Raw genomic sequence first — 14,992 nt, 5'->3', positions numbered from 1 at the left:
CGAGCGGCCCTCAGTAAGCCCGGCCGATCAGCACCCGCTCCACCGCCGGACGGCCGGTGAACAGGCACGGACCGTCATCGCACCCCGTCTGCCCCATCGGCGCGTTGCGGATGGTCAGCTTCAGGCCCTTCAGCTTCTCGACGACCTGCTCCAGCTCGTCGCCGGTTGGGCGGGCCCAGCGGACATCGACCCAGCCCGGGTTCTTGCGATCTTCCGCGAAATGCGCCTCGACCGCGGTCCAGTCGTCGACCGGCACGATCTGCGCCTTCAACCGCTCGGTCGACTGGCGGTGGAGTTCGCCCTGGATGTCGGCCAGCAGCGCCTCGACGCCCGAGACGAAATCGCCGCGTGGGCACACGGTCGAATCGAGCTTGCCGTCCTCGCGGTACAGCCGGTCGCGGCGGATGACCGAGACGTTGCCGCCCGCCATGTCGCGTCCGCCGACCTCGATCACCACCGGCGCACCCTTCTTGATCCAGCTCCAGCGCTTGGTCGCGGCCTTTTGCGCGCGCGCATCGACCATCGCGCGGACCGGCTCGCCCAGCGCCGACCCACCCACCAGTTCCTTTTGCAGGTCGCGGCAATAGGCGAGCAGCGCCTCGTCCTCGGGCTGGTCGCGCAGCATCGGCACGATCACCACCTGCCACGGCGCGACCTTGGGCGGCACGCGCATCCCGTCATCGTCGCCGTGCACCATAATCATGCCGCCGATCATCCGGGTCGACACGCCCCAGCTCGTCGTCTGCGCATAGTCCAGCCCGCCCTCGGCATTCTGAAAGCGGATATTCTGCGCCTTGGCGAAATTGTCGCCCAGGAAATGGCTGGTGCCGGCCTGCAGCGCCTTGCCGTCCTGCATCATCGCCTCGATCGAATAGGTCGCGACGGCACCGGGGAAGCGCTCATTCTCGGGCTTCTCGCCCGCGATGACGTGGAGCGCGAGGCAATCCTCGGCGAACGTCCGATAGACTTCCAGCATCTGGAGCGTCTCGCCCCGCGCCTCCTCGACCGTGGCATGGGCGGTATGCCCCTCCTGCCACAGGAATTCGGCGGTGCGCAGGAACATGCGGGTGCGCATTTCCCAGCGGACGACGTTCGCCCACTGGTTGATGAGCACCGGCAGGTCGCGCCACGACTGGACCCAGCGCGCAAAGGCGGTGCCGATCACCGTCTCCGAGGTCGGCCGCACGACCAAAGGCTCTTCCAGCTTGGCCTCGGGATCGGGCACCAGCCCGCCCTTGCCGTCGGCGATCAGCCGGTGGTGCGTGACGACCGCCATTTCCTTGGCGAAGCCGTCGACATGCTCGGCCTCTTTCTCAAAATAGCTGAGCGGGATGAAGAGCGGGAAATAGCAATTCTCATGCCCCGTCGCCTTGATCCGATCGTCGAGCAGCCGCTGGATACGCTCCCAAATGCCGTATCCCCAGGGGCGGATGACCATGCAGCCACGGACGCCCGATTCCTCGGCCAGATCGCCCTCGGCGATGACGGACTGATACCAGGCGGAGAAATCCGCGTCGCGGGTGACGGACAGAGCGTGCTTCATCACCGCCCGATAGCGGCAAAGACCCGTCTTCGCCAAGAGGGCGGCGCGTTCGGGGTTTCTTCGCGCGGTGGCGCGGGCTAGGGAGCGGCGCATGACCGGCGACCGCGTGCTCAAAGGCATCGGCCTGCGCCTGATCGCCATCTTCTTCCTGTCGACCATGTCGGCGCTCATCAAGCTGGCCGAAACGCGCGGGGCGACGCTGTTCGAAACCATGTTCTGGCGACAGGCCTGCGCGCTTCCCGTCGTGCTGGGTTTCGTCATCGCGGGACCGGGGCTGAAGTCGCTGCGCACGTCGCGGTTCAAGGGGCATCTGGCACGCTCGATGGTCGGGCTGGTCGGCATGGTCTTCACCTTCGGCGCGGTGCTGCTGCTGCCGCTTGCGGAGGCCACAACCTTCCAGTTCACCGTGCCGATCTTCGCGACCCTGCTCGGCGCGCTGGTGCTGGGCGAGCGGACCGGCATCCAGCGGTGGAGCGCGGTGCTGATCGGCTTCATCGGCGTGCTGATCGTCGTGCGGCCGGGGGCGAACGAGATGTCGCTGCTCGGGGCCGCCGTCGGACTGCTGGCGGCGCTGTTCGTGGCGATCGTCGCCATCCTGCTGCGCCAGTTGCGCGACGAGCCGGCGGGCACCACGGTCTTCTATTTCTCGACGCTCACCCTGCCCTTCATCGCCATCCCGTACTGCGTCCACATCCAGGCGCACGACCCACTCACCTGGGCGATCCTGATCGCGATCGGGCTGGTCGGCGGCTTCGGCCAGATCGCGCTGACCGGCGCATCCCGGCTGGCCCCGGTCGCGGCGGTGGTGCCGATGGACTATTCGGGGCTGATCTGGGCGACCCTTTATGGCTGGCTGATCTTCGGCGTCCTGCCCGCCTCGACCACCTGGATGGGCGCGCCGATCATCATCGCCAGCGGGCTGTTCATCGTCTGGCGCGAGCAACGGCTCGGCAAGCAGCAGACGATGACGACCGCGCCGGAGGATTAACGCAACCCCCACCGGGTCGGCGCATTCTCCTGCCAGCCGCTGCGGTGAAGCAACGGCGTGTCGTCATCCCATTCGGCATGGCCGAGGCACAGATAGGCGGTGAACGCCCAGTCCTTCGGCACCGCGAACAGGCGCTCCATCTCGGCGGGGTTCAGGATCGACACCATCCCCATCCCCAGATTGGCCGCCCGCGCCGCCAGCCACAGGGTATGGATCGCCATCGCGGTCGACTGGCGCAGCGTTTCCGGCATGGTTCGACGGCCCAGGCCATGGCCCTCCGCCGGATCGATATGAGTGAAGACCGCGAGTTGCACCGGCGCGGCATCGAGTCCGGCGAGTTTCAGCGCCCGGTATGCGGTGCCCTGTTCGTCGGCATAGCCCGACGCTGCCTCTGCATCGCATCGCCGGAAATCGGCGCGGACGGCGGCGCGCAAAGCGGCATCCTCGACCCGGATCACCCGCCATGGTCGCGCATTGCCGACCGAAGGGGCAAGCGCCATCGCCTCGGCCAGCTTGGCCAGCACCGCCTCATCGACCGGATCGGTACGGAAATGCCGGACATCCCGCCGCCAGCGCAGGATCGCCTCCAGCGTCGCGGCCTGGGTTTCGTCAAAGCGCATCGCCATCCCTTCCCCGCCCCGGAGCATCCTGCCGCGCTGATGCGTTGAGCAGCGGCACTTCAATCGATTTAACCATCATGCAAGGAGATCGGACCCCCGTGAGCGAACGGAAATTGATGCTGCTCGGCTGGATCGCGACCGCGACGGCCGTGGCCATGTACCTGTCCTATATCGACCAGATCCAACTCAACCTCGCAGGGCAGAAGGGATCGACGATCCAGCCGCTGGCGACGATGGTGAATTGCGCGCTCTGGGTGGCCTATGGCCTGCTGCGCGAAAAGCGCGACTGGCCGATCGTGTTCGCCAATGCGCCGGGGGTGATCCTGGGCGGAATCTCGCTGGTGACGGCGCTTTGACCCCATAAGACGGACCACCCCGGCGCAGACCGGGGTGGTACAGGAATTGGCGGACATGCCCCGCGCCATCCCGTCGGACAGCGCGGAGGATATCCCATCAGGCCGCCTTGTCCTTCCACACCAGCACGGGCTTGCGCGCCGCCAGCGTCTCGTCGAGGCGCGCGCGCGGCGCGAAGTGCGGGGCGGTCTTGAGCGCCGGATCGCCCGCCTTGGCGCGTTCCGCCACCGAACGCAGCGCGCCGATGAACTGGTCGAGCGCGACCTTCGATTCGGTCTCGGTCGGCTCGATCAGCATCGCGCCGTGGACGACCAGCGGGAAATACATGGTCATCGGGTGGAAGCCTTCGTCGATCAGCGCCTTGGCGACGTCGATCGTCGAGAAGCCCTCGGCTAGATTCTCGTCCGAGAAGATGGCTTCGTGCATGCACGGCCCGCTTGCCGCGAACGGCGCGTCGAGCGTGTTCTCCAGCGACCGCAGGACATAATTGGCGTTGAGCACCGCATCCTCGGCGACCTGGCGCAGCCCGTCCGCGCCGTGGCTGAGGATATAGGTCAGCGCGCGGGTGAACATGCCCATCTGGCCGTGGAAGGCGACCATGCGGCCGAAGCTGTCGGCGTGATGATCCTCGGCATTCTCCTCCTCGACCAGCCGGAAGCCCTCGCCCGTCTTCTCGACGAAGGGCAGCGGCGCGAAGGGGGTCAGCGCCTCGGAAAACACCACCGGCCCCGAACCCGGCCCGCCGCCGCCATGCGGGGTCGAGAAGGTCTTGTGCAGGTTGATGTGCATCGCATCGACGCCCAGATCGCCCGGCCGCACGCGGCCGACGATGGCGTTGAAGTTCGCGCCGTCGCAATAGACATAGCCGCCGGCGGCATGGACCGCGTCGGAAATGTCCTTCAGGTCGCGCTCGAACAGGCCGCAGGTGTTGGGGTTGGTGATCATCACCCCCGCCACGTCCGGTCCCAGCCGCGCCTTGAGCGCCGCGGTGTCGACACGCCCCTCGTCGGTCGCCGGGATATTCTCGACCGAGAAGCCCGCGAACGCCGCCGTCGCCGGGTTGGTGCCATGCGCCGATTCGGGCACCAGGATGACCTTGCGGTCCCCCTCGCCGCGCTTGGCCAGCGCCGCCTTGATCGCAAGGATACCGCACAGTTCGCCATGCGCGCCCGCCTTGGGGCTCATCGCGACCGAGGCCATGCCGGTCAGCGTGACCAGCCAGTGCGCGAGCTGATGGATCACCTCCAGCGCGCCCTGCACCGTGTCGATCGGCTGGAGCGGATGCACGTCGCTGAACCCGCCCAGCCGCGCCATCTTCTCGTTCAAGCGCGGATTGTGCTTCATCGTGCACGAACCAAGCGGGAACAGCCCCAGGTCGATCGCATAGTTCTGCCGCGACAGACGGGTGTAATGGCGCACCGCTTCCGGCTCCGACAGGCCGGGCAGCCCGATCGGGTTCTTGCGGGAGAGTTCGCCCAGCCGCGAACCCGCGACATCGCCCTCGGCGAAGTCGACGCCGGTGGTCTCAAAGTCGCCGATCTCGAAGATCAGCGCCTCTTCCAGCATCAGCGCGCGGTTGCCGGTGAAGGTCGCAGGGATTGACGCTTCGTTGGCTTCGGGGCTGGTGGGCTTCCAGCCGCTCTGGTTGATCGTCATGCCAGCACCTCCTCAAGCGCTTGGGCAAGCGTCTCGATATCCTCCGCCGTCACCGTTTCGGTGACCGCCACCACCAGTCCGTTCGCGAGCGCGTCTTCGCCCGGATAGAGCCGCCCGAGCGACACACCCGCCAGCACGCCGCGCTCGGCGAGCGTCCGCACAACCGGCCGCGCTTCGCGACCCAGATCGAGCGTGAACTCGTTGAAGAAGGTTTCGTTGACCAGCTTCACGCCGGGCACCTTCGCCAGACGATCCGCCGCGCGGCAGGCCTGCGCGTGGTTGATCCCCGCCATCCGGCGCAGCCCCGCTTCGCCCAGCAGCGTCATGTGGATCGAGAAGGCCAGCGCGCACAGCCCCGAATTGGTGCAGATGTTCGACGTCGCCTTTTCGCGACGGATATGCTGCTCGCGGGTCGAGAGCGTCAGCACGAAGCCGCGCTTGCCGTCCGCGTCCACCGTCTCGCCACAAAAGCGGCCCGGCATCTGACGGATATATTTGTCCTTGCAGCCCATCAGGCCGACATAAGGCCCACCGAACTGCAACCCGACGCCCAGCGACTGGCCCTCGCCGACGACGATGTCGGCGTCCATCTCACCCGGCGAACGGATCGCCCCCAGCGCGACCGGCTCGGTCACGACCGCGACCAGCAGCGCCTTGTGGGCGTGGCATGCCTCGGCCAGCGGGGTCAGGTCGGCGATGCGGCCGAGGATATCCGGGTACTGGACGACGACGCAGCTCGTGTCGCCGTCGATCGCCGCGATCAACTGGTCGATATCGGTGTCGGCGGTCAGGACGGGCGCCGCCGTTTCCAGCGTGTCGCCGGTATATTTCGCCATGGTCTTCGCGACCGAGACGTAATGCGGATGCAGGCCCGACGACAGGATCGCCTTGGACTTTTTGGTGATGCGCCGCGCCATGCCGATCGCTTCCCAGCAGGCGGTCGAGCCGTCATACATCGAGGCGTTGGCGACATCGGTGCCGAGCAGACGCGCGACCTGCGTCTGGAACTCGAACAGCATCTGGAGCGTGCCCTGCGCGATTTCCGGCTGATAGGGCGTATAGGCGGTCAGGAACTCGCCGCGCTGGATGATGTGGTCGACGGAGGCGGGGACATGATGCCGATACGCGCCGCAGCCCAGGAAGAACGGCACGTCGCCCGCCACCATGTTCTTGCGGGCGAGCGCGGTCATGTGCCGCTCGACCGCCAGTTCGGAGGCATGGTCGGGCAGCCCCGCGATCGGGCCGGACAGGCGGGCGGATTCGGGCACGTCGACGAACAGGTCGTCGACCGAGGCCGCGCCGATGACCGAGAGCATCTCGGCACGGTCGGAAGCGGTAAGGGGCAGGTAGCGCATCGGAATCCTTCTCTCCCCTCCCCTTCAGGGAATCGTTGCGAAAGTCGGCACGCCATCCCGGCAAAGGCCGGGATCCAGTTGGGGTGACACCGGCCGACCACTCCTATCGTTCCGCAACTGGGCCCCGGCCTCCGCCGGGGTGGTGCGCGTAGGGAGTGGAAGGTGGACTTCTGCAACAATCCCCTGCAAGCACAGGGGCTGGATGTGTTTAGAGCTTGGCGACGAACGCGGCGTAGGCGGTTTCGTCCATCAGGCCGTCCAGCTCCGAGGCGTCGGACAGGGTGAGCTTGAAGAACCAGCCCTCGCCCTCGGGATCGGTGTTGACCAGACCCGGCTCGTCGGCCAGCTGGGCATTGCCCTCGACCACGGTGCCCGACACGGGCGCGTAGACGTCCGACGCGGCCTTGACCGACTCGACCACGGCGGCCTCGTCGCCCTTGTTCAGCGCGCGGCCTTCCTCGGGCACGTCGACGAACACGATGTCGCCGAGCGCACCCTGCGCGTAATCGCTGATGCCGACGGTGCCGACATCACCGTCGACGTCGATCCACTCATGGTCCTCGGTGAAATAGCGGCTCATGGTCACTTGGCTCCTGAACGAACGTAACGATGGGGGACGAAGGGCATTGCCGTGACGGTGGCGTCATGGGTCTTGCCGCGCTGAAGCAGTTTGACGGCGGTGCCGGGGGCGGCCAGCTCGGCCGGCACATAGGCCATGGCGATCGGCGCGCCCATCGACGGGGCAAAGCCGCCGCTGGTCACGCGCCCGATGACCGAGCCGTCCCCGGCGACCACCGACGCGCCCTCGCGCACCGGCTGGCGGCCCGCGACGGTCAGGCCGACGCGCTTGACGGCGGGACCGTTCTCCCGCTCGGCCAGGATGCGCTCGGCACCGAGGAAGTCCGCCGCCTCGCGACGCTTTTTCGCAAGCGCGAAGCCCAGATCGGCCATCACCGGCGTCGTCTCGGGGTCGAGGTCATGGCCGTAAAGCGGCAGCCCCGCCTCCAGACGCAGCGAATCGCGCGCGCCCAGACCGATCGGCTTTACCTCAGCCTGTTCGCAGAGCAGGTCAGCGAAGGCAGCGACATGCTCGGCCGGGATCGAGATTTCATACCCGTCCTCGCCGGTATAGCCCGAGCGGCTGATCCACAGCGGCACGTCGTTCCACGCGAAATCGGCGGCGGTCATGAACACCAGCGCCTCGACCCCCGGCACGATCCGCGCCAGCGCATCCACCGCCTTGGGCCCCTGGAGCGCCAGCAATGCCTGATCGTCGAGCAGGTTCAGCGTCGCATCATCGGGAATGACGTCGAGCAGATAGGCGATATCGTCATACTTGGTCGCGCCGTTGACGACCATGTACAGTTCCTCGGCACCGTCCAGCGTGCGCTTCGTCACCATCAGATCGTCGAGGATGCCGCCCTCTTCGCTCAGCAGCAGCGAATAGCGGTTCTTGCGATCGCCAAGGCCGGCAATGTCGCCCGGCAGGACCTTTTCCAGCGCGGTGATGACGGGGCCGAGGCCGTTTTCTCCGGTGAAGACCACCTGCCCCATATGGCTGACGTCGAACAGCCCGGCCGACTCGCGGGTCCAGAGATGCTCGGCCATGATGCCCTCATACTGGACGGGCATTTCGTATCCGGCGAACGGCACCATCCGCCCGCCGCGCGCACGATGCCATGCGTCCAGCGGCAGCGTCTGGATGATCTCCTGCCCCTCGGGGGCGTCTTCTACATTCAGGTCGGTTGCGTCACTCACGGGGCCGGTCTCCGTCAAAGGGTGTCGGCTAGGGACGTGCGTGTCCTTACCCGATCCGATCCCCCTCTGTCACGGAACCTGAGAGCTTTCGCCGGGCTATCCGGCTTACCCCTTCGGTGGCACCGCACGGGGTCTGCCCGTCGGCGCGCTTTCCAGAGTGTCGATGGCGATCGCGCGGTCCCATTTGCCTGAGAGATTCCGGGGTGGTTGCTCCTTCGGCGGCCGGGCCATGACGGTCTGAAAGACCAACCCGGCGCTCTCCCGCGCGCGCCTATGCCGGATATGTCCGACATCGACGCCGCGCCCTCTGCCGGGCGGGTGGGCGCAAGTCAATCGGGGAACGGTGCGCTATCGCCGCAAATATTGTGGATAGCGTCGTAAATCTTCCTTCCCCGACAGGGGAAGCCGGCAGCCCGCAAGGTGGGCGAATGGGCGTCACCGGCAATGGCGCATCCCCTCCGCCAACCGCGAGAACGCCCCCCGGCTTCGCCGCCCCCCTCGCCGTGCAAAGGAGGAATGCGGGACGTTACCGGGTGGCGTTATACTTCAGCTGCGCCTCGGTCAGCTGGAACCCGACCAGCGCCTCGAAACTGGCGCTCGCCACCGCCTGGCGGACATCGGGCTGGCTCAGCGGATCGACGGCGGCATCCTCGTCACCCGCCTTGCGCCGATGGGTCAGCTTGTCGCGGACCTCCGCGGGCAGGGTCGCGGCCGAACGCGCAATGGTGGTCGTGGCTTCGCCCGCCACCTGCCCGCGCGCCTGGCCCGCATCGAAATGGACATTCACCCGGCCGATCCGCTTGGCGACGACATTGGTGCCGCCGCGCACGATCGCGATATAGTAAGGCAGGACCAGGTCGCGCGCGCCGGTCGCGTCGGTACGCCGCGCCTCGACATTGAAGTTCACCGTCGTCGCGATATCGGGCCCTGCATCGGCGCAGGTCGAGCGGACGCCGGTGATGTTCGCCACGACGTCGATCGCATTCTCATCGGTCGCGCCCGGCGTCTTGAACAGGGTGATGTCGCCCGTCCCCGCCGTGACGCCCACCACGGGGCAGGCCGAGCGGATGGCGGTGATGCCGCCCGTGGCGTCGATCTCGCCGGTGCGCGCGCAGCCCCCCAGGACGAGCGCAAGGGCGACGGGAACGAGGAGCGGTGCTTTCACAGGTCGAAACGCCTATTCTGGATGCCGAAGCAGGATGCCGGTTTGGCGCCAGCATAGGAAGCGGGTTGGACGCGCGCAAGCAATGGCGTAGAGCCAGCCGAATGACCGACCGCCCCAAGCCGCCCCTCGACCTGCTGATCGCCGCCCCGCGCGGCTTTTGCGCCGGGGTGGACCGTGCCATCCGCATCGTCGAACTCGCGCTCGAAAAGCATGGTGCGCCGGTCTATGTCCGGCACGAGATCGTCCATAACAAATTCGTCGTCGACAGCCTGAAGGCCAAGGGCGCGGTCTTTGTCGAGGAACTGGACGAGGTGCCGCCCGATGCGCATGTCGTCTTCTCGGCGCATGGCGTGCCCAAGTCGGTCCCCGCCGATGCCCAAAATCGCGGGCTCGACTATCTCGACGCCACCTGCCCGCTGGTATCCAAGGTCCATCGCCAGGCCGAACGGCTGGTCGAGATGGGCCGTCACATCATCTTCATCGGCCATGCGGGCCATCCCGAGGTGATCGGCACGTTCGGACAGGTGCCCGAAGGCGCGATGTCGCTGGTCGAGACGCTGGCGGATGTCGATGGCCTTTCCCCCGCCGATCCCGACAATCTGGCGTTCCTGACCCAGACGACGCTGTCGGTCGACGATACCGCCGCCGTCGTCGCCGCGCTCCAGCGCCGTTTCCCGACGATCGAGGGGCCGCGCGGCGAGGATATCTGCTACGCCACCTCCAACCGCCAGGCCGCCGTCAAGGCGATCGCCGCCACCTGCGACGCGGTGCTGGTGATCGGCGCGCCCAACTCCTCCAACTCGCTGCGGCTGGTCGAAGTCGCCGAACGCGCGGGCAAGCGCGCGCTGCTGATCCAGCGCGCCGCGGATCTCGACTGGGCGTTCCTCGACGGGGTCCGGACGCTGGGCCTCACCGCGGGGGCCTCCGCGCCCGAATTGCTGGTGCGCGAACTGGTCGATCGCCTGTCCGAACGCTTCATTGTCACCGAGCGCGAGGAAGAGACGACGCGCGAGACCATCGCGTTCAAGCTGCCGCGCGGGCTGGAAACGGCTGCCTGATCCGATGGCCGTCTATACGCAGGTTTCGGCCGAAGCGCTGTCGGCGTTTCTGGCACGCTATGACGCAGGGCAGCTGATCTCGGCCAAGGGCATCGCCGAAGGGGTCGAGAACAGCAATTACCTGGTCGACACCACCACCGCGCGCTTCATCCTGACCCTGTATGAAAAGCGGGTGGCAGCGGGCGACCTGCCCTTCTTCCTCGCGCTGCTCGACCATCTGGCGGCCAAGGGGCTGCCGGTGCCGCCCGCGATCAAGGACCGGCAGGGTGTCGAGATTCAGGAACTGGCGGGCCGCCCCGCCTGCCTGATACAGTTCCTGACCGGCGTATCGCTCTCGCACCCCAGCCCGGCGCAGGCGCTGGCGGCGGCGGATGCGATGGGCGCGATGCACCGCGCGGTCGCGGATTTCACGCTGAACCGCGCCAATTCCATGGGCCATACAAGCTGGCGTCCGCTGTTCACGCAATGTGGCCGCGACCTCGACCGGATCCAGCCCGGCCTGCATGATGCCATGGCGGAGGCGCTGGACGCGGTGCTCGACGGCTGGGAAGCCCAGCCGCTCGACAGTTGCGTCATCCATGCCGACCTGTTCCCCGACAATGTGCTGGTCCTGGGCGACCAGGTGACGGGGGTGATCGATTTCTATTTCGCCTGCACCGATTTCCGCATCTACGATCTCGCCGTCATGCATTCGGCCTGGAGCTTCGACGCGGCGGGCGAGGTCTATGATCCGGCGATCGGCGCGGCGCTGATCGACGGCTATGCGCGGCATTTCCCTCTGTCCGGGACCGAGCGCGCGGCCTTTGCCCGGCTGGCGATGGGGGCCTGTATCCGGTTCGCGCTGTCGCGGGCCTGGGACTGGTTGAACACGCCCGCCGACGCGATGGTGACGCGCAAGGACCCGCTGGCCTATTGGCGGCGCTACATCGCCTATCGCGACGGGAAGGCCGGACTGTGACCCCCGTCGAGATCGCCACCGACGGCGCGTGCAAGGGCAATCCCGGCCCCGGCGGCTGGGGCGCGCTGATCCGTTCGGGCACGCATGAAAAGGAATTGTCCGGCGGGGAGCCGCTGACCACCAACAACCGGATGGAGTTGATGGCGGCGATCGAGGCGCTGAACGCGCTCAAGCGCCCCTGTGCGGTGACGCTATCGACCGACAGCCGCTATGTGATGGACGGCCTGACCAAATGGATTCACGGCTGGAAACGCAATGGCTGGCGGACCGCCGACAAGAAGCCGGTGAAGAATGCCGAGCTGTGGCAGGCGCTGCTGGACGCGGCGGCACGGCACCAGATCGAGTGGAAATGGGTCAAGGGTCATGCCGGTCACCCGGACAATGAACGCGCCGACAGACTCGCGAGCGACGCGGCCGAAGCGGCACGGGGCGGATAGGACACCGCCTTCTCGACAGGGAAACGGGCCCCCGCGCTGAAAGCGCGCACGCCCCCCCCCTATCGCCGCCGTTCGATCGCGCAGCCGATCCGGGCGTCGGGATAGATGTCGGTCTTGGTCGATCGCACCTTCACGACCATCACCCGCGGATCGGACAGGCACAGCGCCGCGATCGCCTCGCACAGGCTTTCCTGCAAGGCGAAGCCGGGCCCCTCGGCCATGGCCAGGATCGAATCGCGCAGGAAGTCGTAATCCAGCACCTCCTCGATCCGGTCCGTTCCCGGCGCGGCGGGATAGGTGATCGTCATCGCGACCGACAACGTGATCGGCTGCGGTTCGGCCTCGTGCGGATAGATGCCCAGCCGCATCGCGACGTTCATCTCATCGAGCAGGATCGTATAGGTCGCGCTCATCCTCGTCCCTCGAACATCACATCGCCGTCGCGGCGACAGAAACGCTGGCCGCAATCGACATATAGCACCTGCCCGCGAATGCCCCGCGCGGTCAGCAGGAAGGACACCGCCTCCGCCACCGCCGCTGCCCCGATCGGTCGGCCGAGCAGGTTCTTGACCGAGGCCTCGGCGAATTCGGCATCGCTCTGGTCGCCGCTTTGCAAGGTGAGGCCGGGCGCGACCGCATTGACCGCGATCCGTGGGCCCAGCGCCTGCGCCAGCATCGTCCCCGCCCCCGCCAGCGCGAATTTGGCGCAGCTATAGGCGAAGAAATCGGGGTTGGGATTGGCCAGCTTCTGGTCGAGGATATCGACCACCGCGCCACCCGCCACATCCTCCTGCCGCGCCAGCGCGGCGGCCAGCAGCGCGGGGGCCACGGCGTTGATCGCATGGAGCCGCACCATCAGCGCCGGGTCCAGCGTGGGCGGGCGATCGAAGCGAAAGGCCGATGCGCTGTTGACCAGCCCGTCAATCGGCCCGCCCGCCGCCGCGCGCGCGCGGGCGAAGAGCGCGCCGATCCCCTCCGGATCGGCCAGGTCGCCCTGCACGATCGGCGCGTCCAGCTCGGCCGCCAGCGCCTCGGCCTCCGCGCGAGACCCATGATAATGCAGCACCGGCCGATGCCCGTCCGCCGCCAGTCGCCGCGCGATCGCCGCGCCCAGCCGCCTGGCCGCGCCGGTCACCAGCACGGTGCGCGTCATCACCCGCCCAGGCCCATCAACGACAGGACTTCCTTGCGGCTGCGCTCGTCGTCGCGAAACACCCCCATCATCCGGCTGGTCACCATCGAGACGCCGGGCGTACTCACCCCGCGCGAGGTCATGCAGCCATGCGTCGCCTCGATCACCACCCCGACGCCCAGTGGCTTGAGATTCTGCCAGATGCAGTCGGCGACCTCGGCGGTCAGCCGTTCCTGCACCTGCAGGCGCCGGGCAAAGCCATGCAGCACCCGTGCCAGCTTGGAGATGCCGACGACATGGTTGCGCGGCAGATAGGCGATATGCGCCCGGCCAATGATCGGCGCCATGTGGTGCTCGCAATGCGACTGGAAGGGGATGTCCTTCAGCAGCACGATCTCGTCATAGCCGCCCACTTCCTCGAACACGCGCGACAGATGCGCGGCGGGATCGTCGGCATAGCCCGCGCAATATTCCCGCCATGCCCGCGCGACGCGCTGGGGCGTGTCGATCAGCCCTTCGCGACCGGGATTGTCGCCCGCCCAGGCGATCAGCGTGCGGATGGCGGCCGCCACATCGTCGGGCACCACGATCTTGCCGTCTTCGCCGATCAGGTCGCCATCATCCGGGTCGCCATGGGCGCAGCTCATAACCAATCCTTTACACCAAAGCGCGTCCGATAGCGGATCGGTGGCCGGGGTGCAAAAGCGCGTGCGCCCGGAGCGCCCCACCCCCATCGGGACAAGGACGGCAGGTCGCGCGCCCCCTTTCCGGCGCGCGCGCACGGCGGTAAGCCGCTGGCATCGGTTTTGCTGGTCGGGAATGAAGATGCGTCGCCTCGCCTGTCTGCTCCTGCTCGCCCTCCCACTGACCGGCTGCGGCCAGGGCGGCGGCGCGGAGGACCGACTGGCGGATGCCGAGCTACAGGAACGCGCGCGACAGGAAAAGGCCGCCCGCGATATGGTTGCGCAGACCGAGGATCAGGTCCGCGTCAAAATGCTGGAGCAACGCGTGGCCGCGCTGGAGGCGCAGGTCGCGGCGATGGAGGGCGACCGCAAATTGCTGGATGCCCGGCTGGTCGAACAGCGTCTGACACAGATAGAGGCGCAAAGGGGCGCGAGCGAGGTCGCGCCGGCCGCGATACCGACCCCCAAGGCGGCGATACCGGCCCCGAGGGCGGCGGAAGCGGCCGGGGCGGGACAATCCCGACCCCGGCCCGCGCCATCCGCCACGCCGCCGGCGCGCAAGCCGCTGGTCCTGGACCTGCGCTGAACCCCTCGCGCGGGCGGCGATGGTCGCGCGCCCGGCCGCCATGGCCGGCGCGCGTGATGGGACTTACTTCTTCAGGTGCGCCGAGATGAACTTGTTCATCTCGAACATGGTGCACTTGTCCTTGCCGAACACCTTCTTCAGCTTGTCGTCGGCCAGGATTTCCCGCTTGTTTTCCGGGTTCTGCAGGTTGTTGGCCTTGATATAGTCCCACACCTTGCTGATGACCTGGCTGCGGGGCAGCTTCTCATTGCCGACGATCGCGCCCAGTTCCTCGGACGGCTGGACCGGGGCGTGGATGCCGGTGCCCGTGGTTGCGGTGGCCATGTTATTCCTTCCTATAATCCTTCAGCATCCCAGCCCGGTGGCGGGACGCGCGTGAATCACGCTTTCTTCAGCGCGACCGCCTTGTGCGCTGCCTTTCCGCCATTGTCACTCTCTACTATGTATTGCGGGTCATCCTTCGATGCGCGGACGGTGTGGCCCTTGATAGTCGTGTCGCGGGTCTGCTTCCTGACGATCCTGCCCTCGGCAATGCCGCCATGGCTGTTCCAGGTGACGCGATCATCCTTTTTAACCCACATTCTCCAAGTAAGTCGCTGATTTCGCTGTCGTAATCGTGATATTTCGCATATAAATCATGGCGTTGACGGCTGCGAGGGGCGCGTTTCATGGATCACCTGGAGGGTGCGGGCTTGGCGC

The 14,992-nt window shown here is 67.2% G+C and carries 18 protein-coding genes and 1 riboswitch; of the genes, 6 read left to right on the top strand and 12 right to left on the bottom strand.

Features of this window, described 5'->3' with window-relative positions; all coding sequences use genetic code 11:
* Positions 1-10: 10 nt before the first annotated feature.
* Complete coding sequence (proS, locus tag RN629_RS13950) at positions 11-1,543, bottom strand: proline--tRNA ligase (protein ID WP_407035753.1); 1,533 nt, start codon at positions 1,541-1,543, stop codon at positions 11-13.
* A gap of 91 nt (positions 1,544-1,634) precedes the next feature.
* Between proS and RN629_RS13945 the strand changes: the two genes are divergently transcribed.
* Positions 1,635-2,531, top strand: a complete 897-nt coding sequence (locus RN629_RS13945; protein WP_407035752.1) for a DMT family transporter — start codon at positions 1,635-1,637, stop codon at positions 2,529-2,531.
* Here RN629_RS13945 and bluB read toward each other — a convergent pair.
* Entirely contained in the window at positions 2,528-3,151 is a 624-nt protein-coding gene (bluB, locus tag RN629_RS13940) for a 5,6-dimethylbenzimidazole synthase (protein WP_407035751.1), read from the bottom strand. The genes RN629_RS13945 and bluB overlap by 4 nt on opposite strands.
* A gap of 98 nt (positions 3,152-3,249) precedes the next feature.
* On the opposite strand from bluB, the gene RN629_RS13935 reads away from it, so the two are divergent.
* Positions 3,250-3,507: a SemiSWEET family transporter gene (locus RN629_RS13935; protein ID WP_455189837.1), complete on the top strand. Its 258-nt coding sequence runs from the start codon at positions 3,250-3,252 to the stop codon at positions 3,505-3,507.
* Between the two features lie 97 nt (positions 3,508-3,604).
* Here RN629_RS13935 and gcvPB read toward each other — a convergent pair whose 3' ends face one another.
* The 5 genes from gcvPB to RN629_RS13910 all read right to left on the bottom strand — a co-directional run bounded on the left by gcvPB (position 3,605) and on the right by RN629_RS13910 (position 9,439).
* Entirely contained in the window at positions 3,605-5,161 is a 1,557-nt protein-coding gene (gcvPB, locus tag RN629_RS13930) for an aminomethyl-transferring glycine dehydrogenase subunit GcvPB (RefSeq protein WP_407035750.1), read from the bottom strand.
* Complete coding sequence (gcvPA, locus tag RN629_RS13925) at positions 5,158-6,516, bottom strand: aminomethyl-transferring glycine dehydrogenase subunit GcvPA (RefSeq protein WP_407035749.1); 1,359 nt, start codon at positions 6,514-6,516, stop codon at positions 5,158-5,160. The genes gcvPB and gcvPA overlap by 4 nt, the downstream gene beginning before the upstream one ends.
* Positions 6,517-6,724: 208 nt before the next feature.
* Positions 6,725-7,096, bottom strand: a complete 372-nt coding sequence (gene gcvH, locus RN629_RS13920) for a glycine cleavage system protein GcvH (RefSeq protein ID WP_407035748.1) — start codon at positions 7,094-7,096, stop codon at positions 6,725-6,727.
* A gap of 2 nt (positions 7,097-7,098) precedes the next feature.
* Entirely contained in the window at positions 7,099-8,274 is a 1,176-nt protein-coding gene (gcvT, locus tag RN629_RS13915) for a glycine cleavage system aminomethyltransferase GcvT (RefSeq protein ID WP_407035747.1), read from the bottom strand.
* 165 nt (positions 8,275-8,439) lie between these two features.
* Positions 8,440-8,548: riboswitch (glycine riboswitch) on the bottom strand.
* 252 nt (positions 8,549-8,800) lie between these two features.
* Entirely contained in the window at positions 8,801-9,439 is a 639-nt protein-coding gene (locus tag RN629_RS13910) for a hypothetical protein (RefSeq protein WP_407035746.1), read from the bottom strand.
* A gap of 101 nt (positions 9,440-9,540) precedes the next feature.
* On the opposite strand from RN629_RS13910, the gene ispH reads away from it, so the two are divergent.
* Genes ispH through rnhA form a run of 3 tightly spaced genes read left to right on the top strand, consistent with a single transcriptional unit; the run spans position 9,541 to position 11,892 of the window.
* The gene (ispH, locus tag RN629_RS13905; protein ID WP_407035745.1) at positions 9,541-10,497 is read left to right on the top strand and encodes a 4-hydroxy-3-methylbut-2-enyl diphosphate reductase; all 957 of its coding nucleotides are present in this window, start codon (positions 9,541-9,543) and stop codon (positions 10,495-10,497) included.
* A 4-nt stretch (positions 10,498-10,501) separates the two neighbouring features.
* Positions 10,502-11,455 (top strand): homoserine kinase, encoded by a 954-nt coding sequence (gene thrB, locus RN629_RS13900; RefSeq protein WP_407035744.1) that lies wholly within the window; start codon positions 10,502-10,504, stop codon positions 11,453-11,455.
* Positions 11,452-11,892: a ribonuclease HI gene (gene rnhA, locus RN629_RS13895; RefSeq protein ID WP_407035743.1), complete on the top strand. Its 441-nt coding sequence runs from the start codon at positions 11,452-11,454 to the stop codon at positions 11,890-11,892. The genes thrB and rnhA overlap by 4 nt, the downstream gene beginning before the upstream one ends.
* 59 nt (positions 11,893-11,951) lie before the next feature.
* Here the strand turns inward: rnhA and RN629_RS13890 are convergent, their stop codons facing one another.
* The 3 genes from RN629_RS13890 to folE are packed head-to-tail and all read right to left on the bottom strand — an operon-like array spanning position 11,952 to position 13,671.
* A complete protein-coding gene (locus RN629_RS13890) occupies positions 11,952-12,305 on the bottom strand; it encodes a dihydroneopterin aldolase (RefSeq protein WP_407035742.1) in 354 nt (117 codons plus the stop codon).
* Positions 12,302-13,045: an SDR family oxidoreductase gene (locus RN629_RS13885; protein ID WP_407035785.1), complete on the bottom strand. Its 744-nt coding sequence runs from the start codon at positions 13,043-13,045 to the stop codon at positions 12,302-12,304. Before RN629_RS13885 ends, RN629_RS13890 begins: the two co-directional genes overlap by 4 nt.
* Positions 13,045-13,671 (bottom strand): GTP cyclohydrolase I FolE, encoded by a 627-nt coding sequence (gene folE / locus RN629_RS13880; protein ID WP_407035741.1) that lies wholly within the window; start codon positions 13,669-13,671, stop codon positions 13,045-13,047. The genes RN629_RS13885 and folE overlap by 1 nt, the downstream gene beginning before the upstream one ends.
* 178 nt (positions 13,672-13,849) lie before the next feature.
* On the opposite strand from folE, the gene RN629_RS13875 reads away from it, so the two are divergent.
* Positions 13,850-14,293, top strand: a complete 444-nt coding sequence (locus tag RN629_RS13875; protein WP_407035740.1) for a hypothetical protein — start codon at positions 13,850-13,852, stop codon at positions 14,291-14,293.
* 63 nt (positions 14,294-14,356) lie between these two features.
* Here RN629_RS13875 and RN629_RS13870 read toward each other — a convergent pair whose 3' ends face one another.
* The gene (locus RN629_RS13870) at positions 14,357-14,617 is read right to left on the bottom strand and encodes an SWIB/MDM2 domain-containing protein (protein ID WP_007405135.1); all 261 of its coding nucleotides are present in this window, start codon (positions 14,615-14,617) and stop codon (positions 14,357-14,359) included.
* 56 nt (positions 14,618-14,673) lie between these two features.
* Positions 14,674-14,874, bottom strand: coding sequence for a hypervirulence associated TUDOR domain-containing protein (locus RN629_RS13865; protein WP_407035739.1), 201 nt, complete (start codon positions 14,872-14,874; stop codon positions 14,674-14,676).
* Between the last annotated feature and the right edge of the window lie 118 nt (positions 14,875-14,992).

This window comes from Facivitalis istanbulensis, assembly GCF_040560405.1.
GTDB lineage: Bacteria > Pseudomonadota > Alphaproteobacteria > Sphingomonadales > Sphingomonadaceae > Sphingomonas > Sphingomonas istanbulensis.
Note: the sequence above shows the minus strand (reverse complement) of the source record. Positions and strands in the feature narration are given on the sequence as shown.

Excerpts from the sequence above, each read along its gene's own strand:
- gcvPA (WP_407035749.1), bottom strand. The coding sequence starts at position 6,516 with ATGCGCTACCTGCCCCTTACCGCTTCCGACCGTGCCGAGATGCTCTCG.
- folE (WP_407035741.1), bottom strand. The coding sequence starts at position 13,671 with ATGAGCTGCGCCCATGGCGACCCGGATGATGGCGACCTGATCGGCGAA.
- bluB (WP_407035751.1), bottom strand. The coding sequence starts at position 3,151 with ATGCGCTTTGACGAAACCCAGGCCGCGACGCTGGAGGCGATCCTGCGC.
- RN629_RS13945 (WP_407035752.1), top strand. The coding sequence starts at position 1,635 with ATGACCGGCGACCGCGTGCTCAAAGGCATCGGCCTGCGCCTGATCGCC.
- proS (WP_407035753.1), bottom strand. The coding sequence starts at position 1,543 with ATGAAGCACGCTCTGTCCGTCACCCGCGACGCGGATTTCTCCGCCTGG.
- RN629_RS13865 (WP_407035739.1), bottom strand. The coding sequence starts at position 14,874 with ATGTGGGTTAAAAAGGATGATCGCGTCACCTGGAACAGCCATGGCGGC.
- gcvH (WP_407035748.1), bottom strand. The coding sequence starts at position 7,096 with ATGAGCCGCTATTTCACCGAGGACCATGAGTGGATCGACGTCGACGGT.
- ispH (WP_407035745.1), top strand. The coding sequence starts at position 9,541 with ATGACCGACCGCCCCAAGCCGCCCCTCGACCTGCTGATCGCCGCCCCG.
- thrB (WP_407035744.1), top strand. The coding sequence starts at position 10,502 with ATGGCCGTCTATACGCAGGTTTCGGCCGAAGCGCTGTCGGCGTTTCTG.
- gcvPB (WP_407035750.1), bottom strand. The coding sequence starts at position 5,161 with ATGACGATCAACCAGAGCGGCTGGAAGCCCACCAGCCCCGAAGCCAAC.
- RN629_RS13875 (WP_407035740.1), top strand. The coding sequence starts at position 13,850 with ATGCGTCGCCTCGCCTGTCTGCTCCTGCTCGCCCTCCCACTGACCGGC.
- RN629_RS13890 (WP_407035742.1), bottom strand. The coding sequence starts at position 12,305 with ATGAGCGCGACCTATACGATCCTGCTCGATGAGATGAACGTCGCGATG.
- RN629_RS13870 (WP_007405135.1), bottom strand. The coding sequence starts at position 14,617 with ATGGCCACCGCAACCACGGGCACCGGCATCCACGCCCCGGTCCAGCCG.
- RN629_RS13885 (WP_407035785.1), bottom strand. The coding sequence starts at position 13,045 with ATGACGCGCACCGTGCTGGTGACCGGCGCGGCCAGGCGGCTGGGCGCG.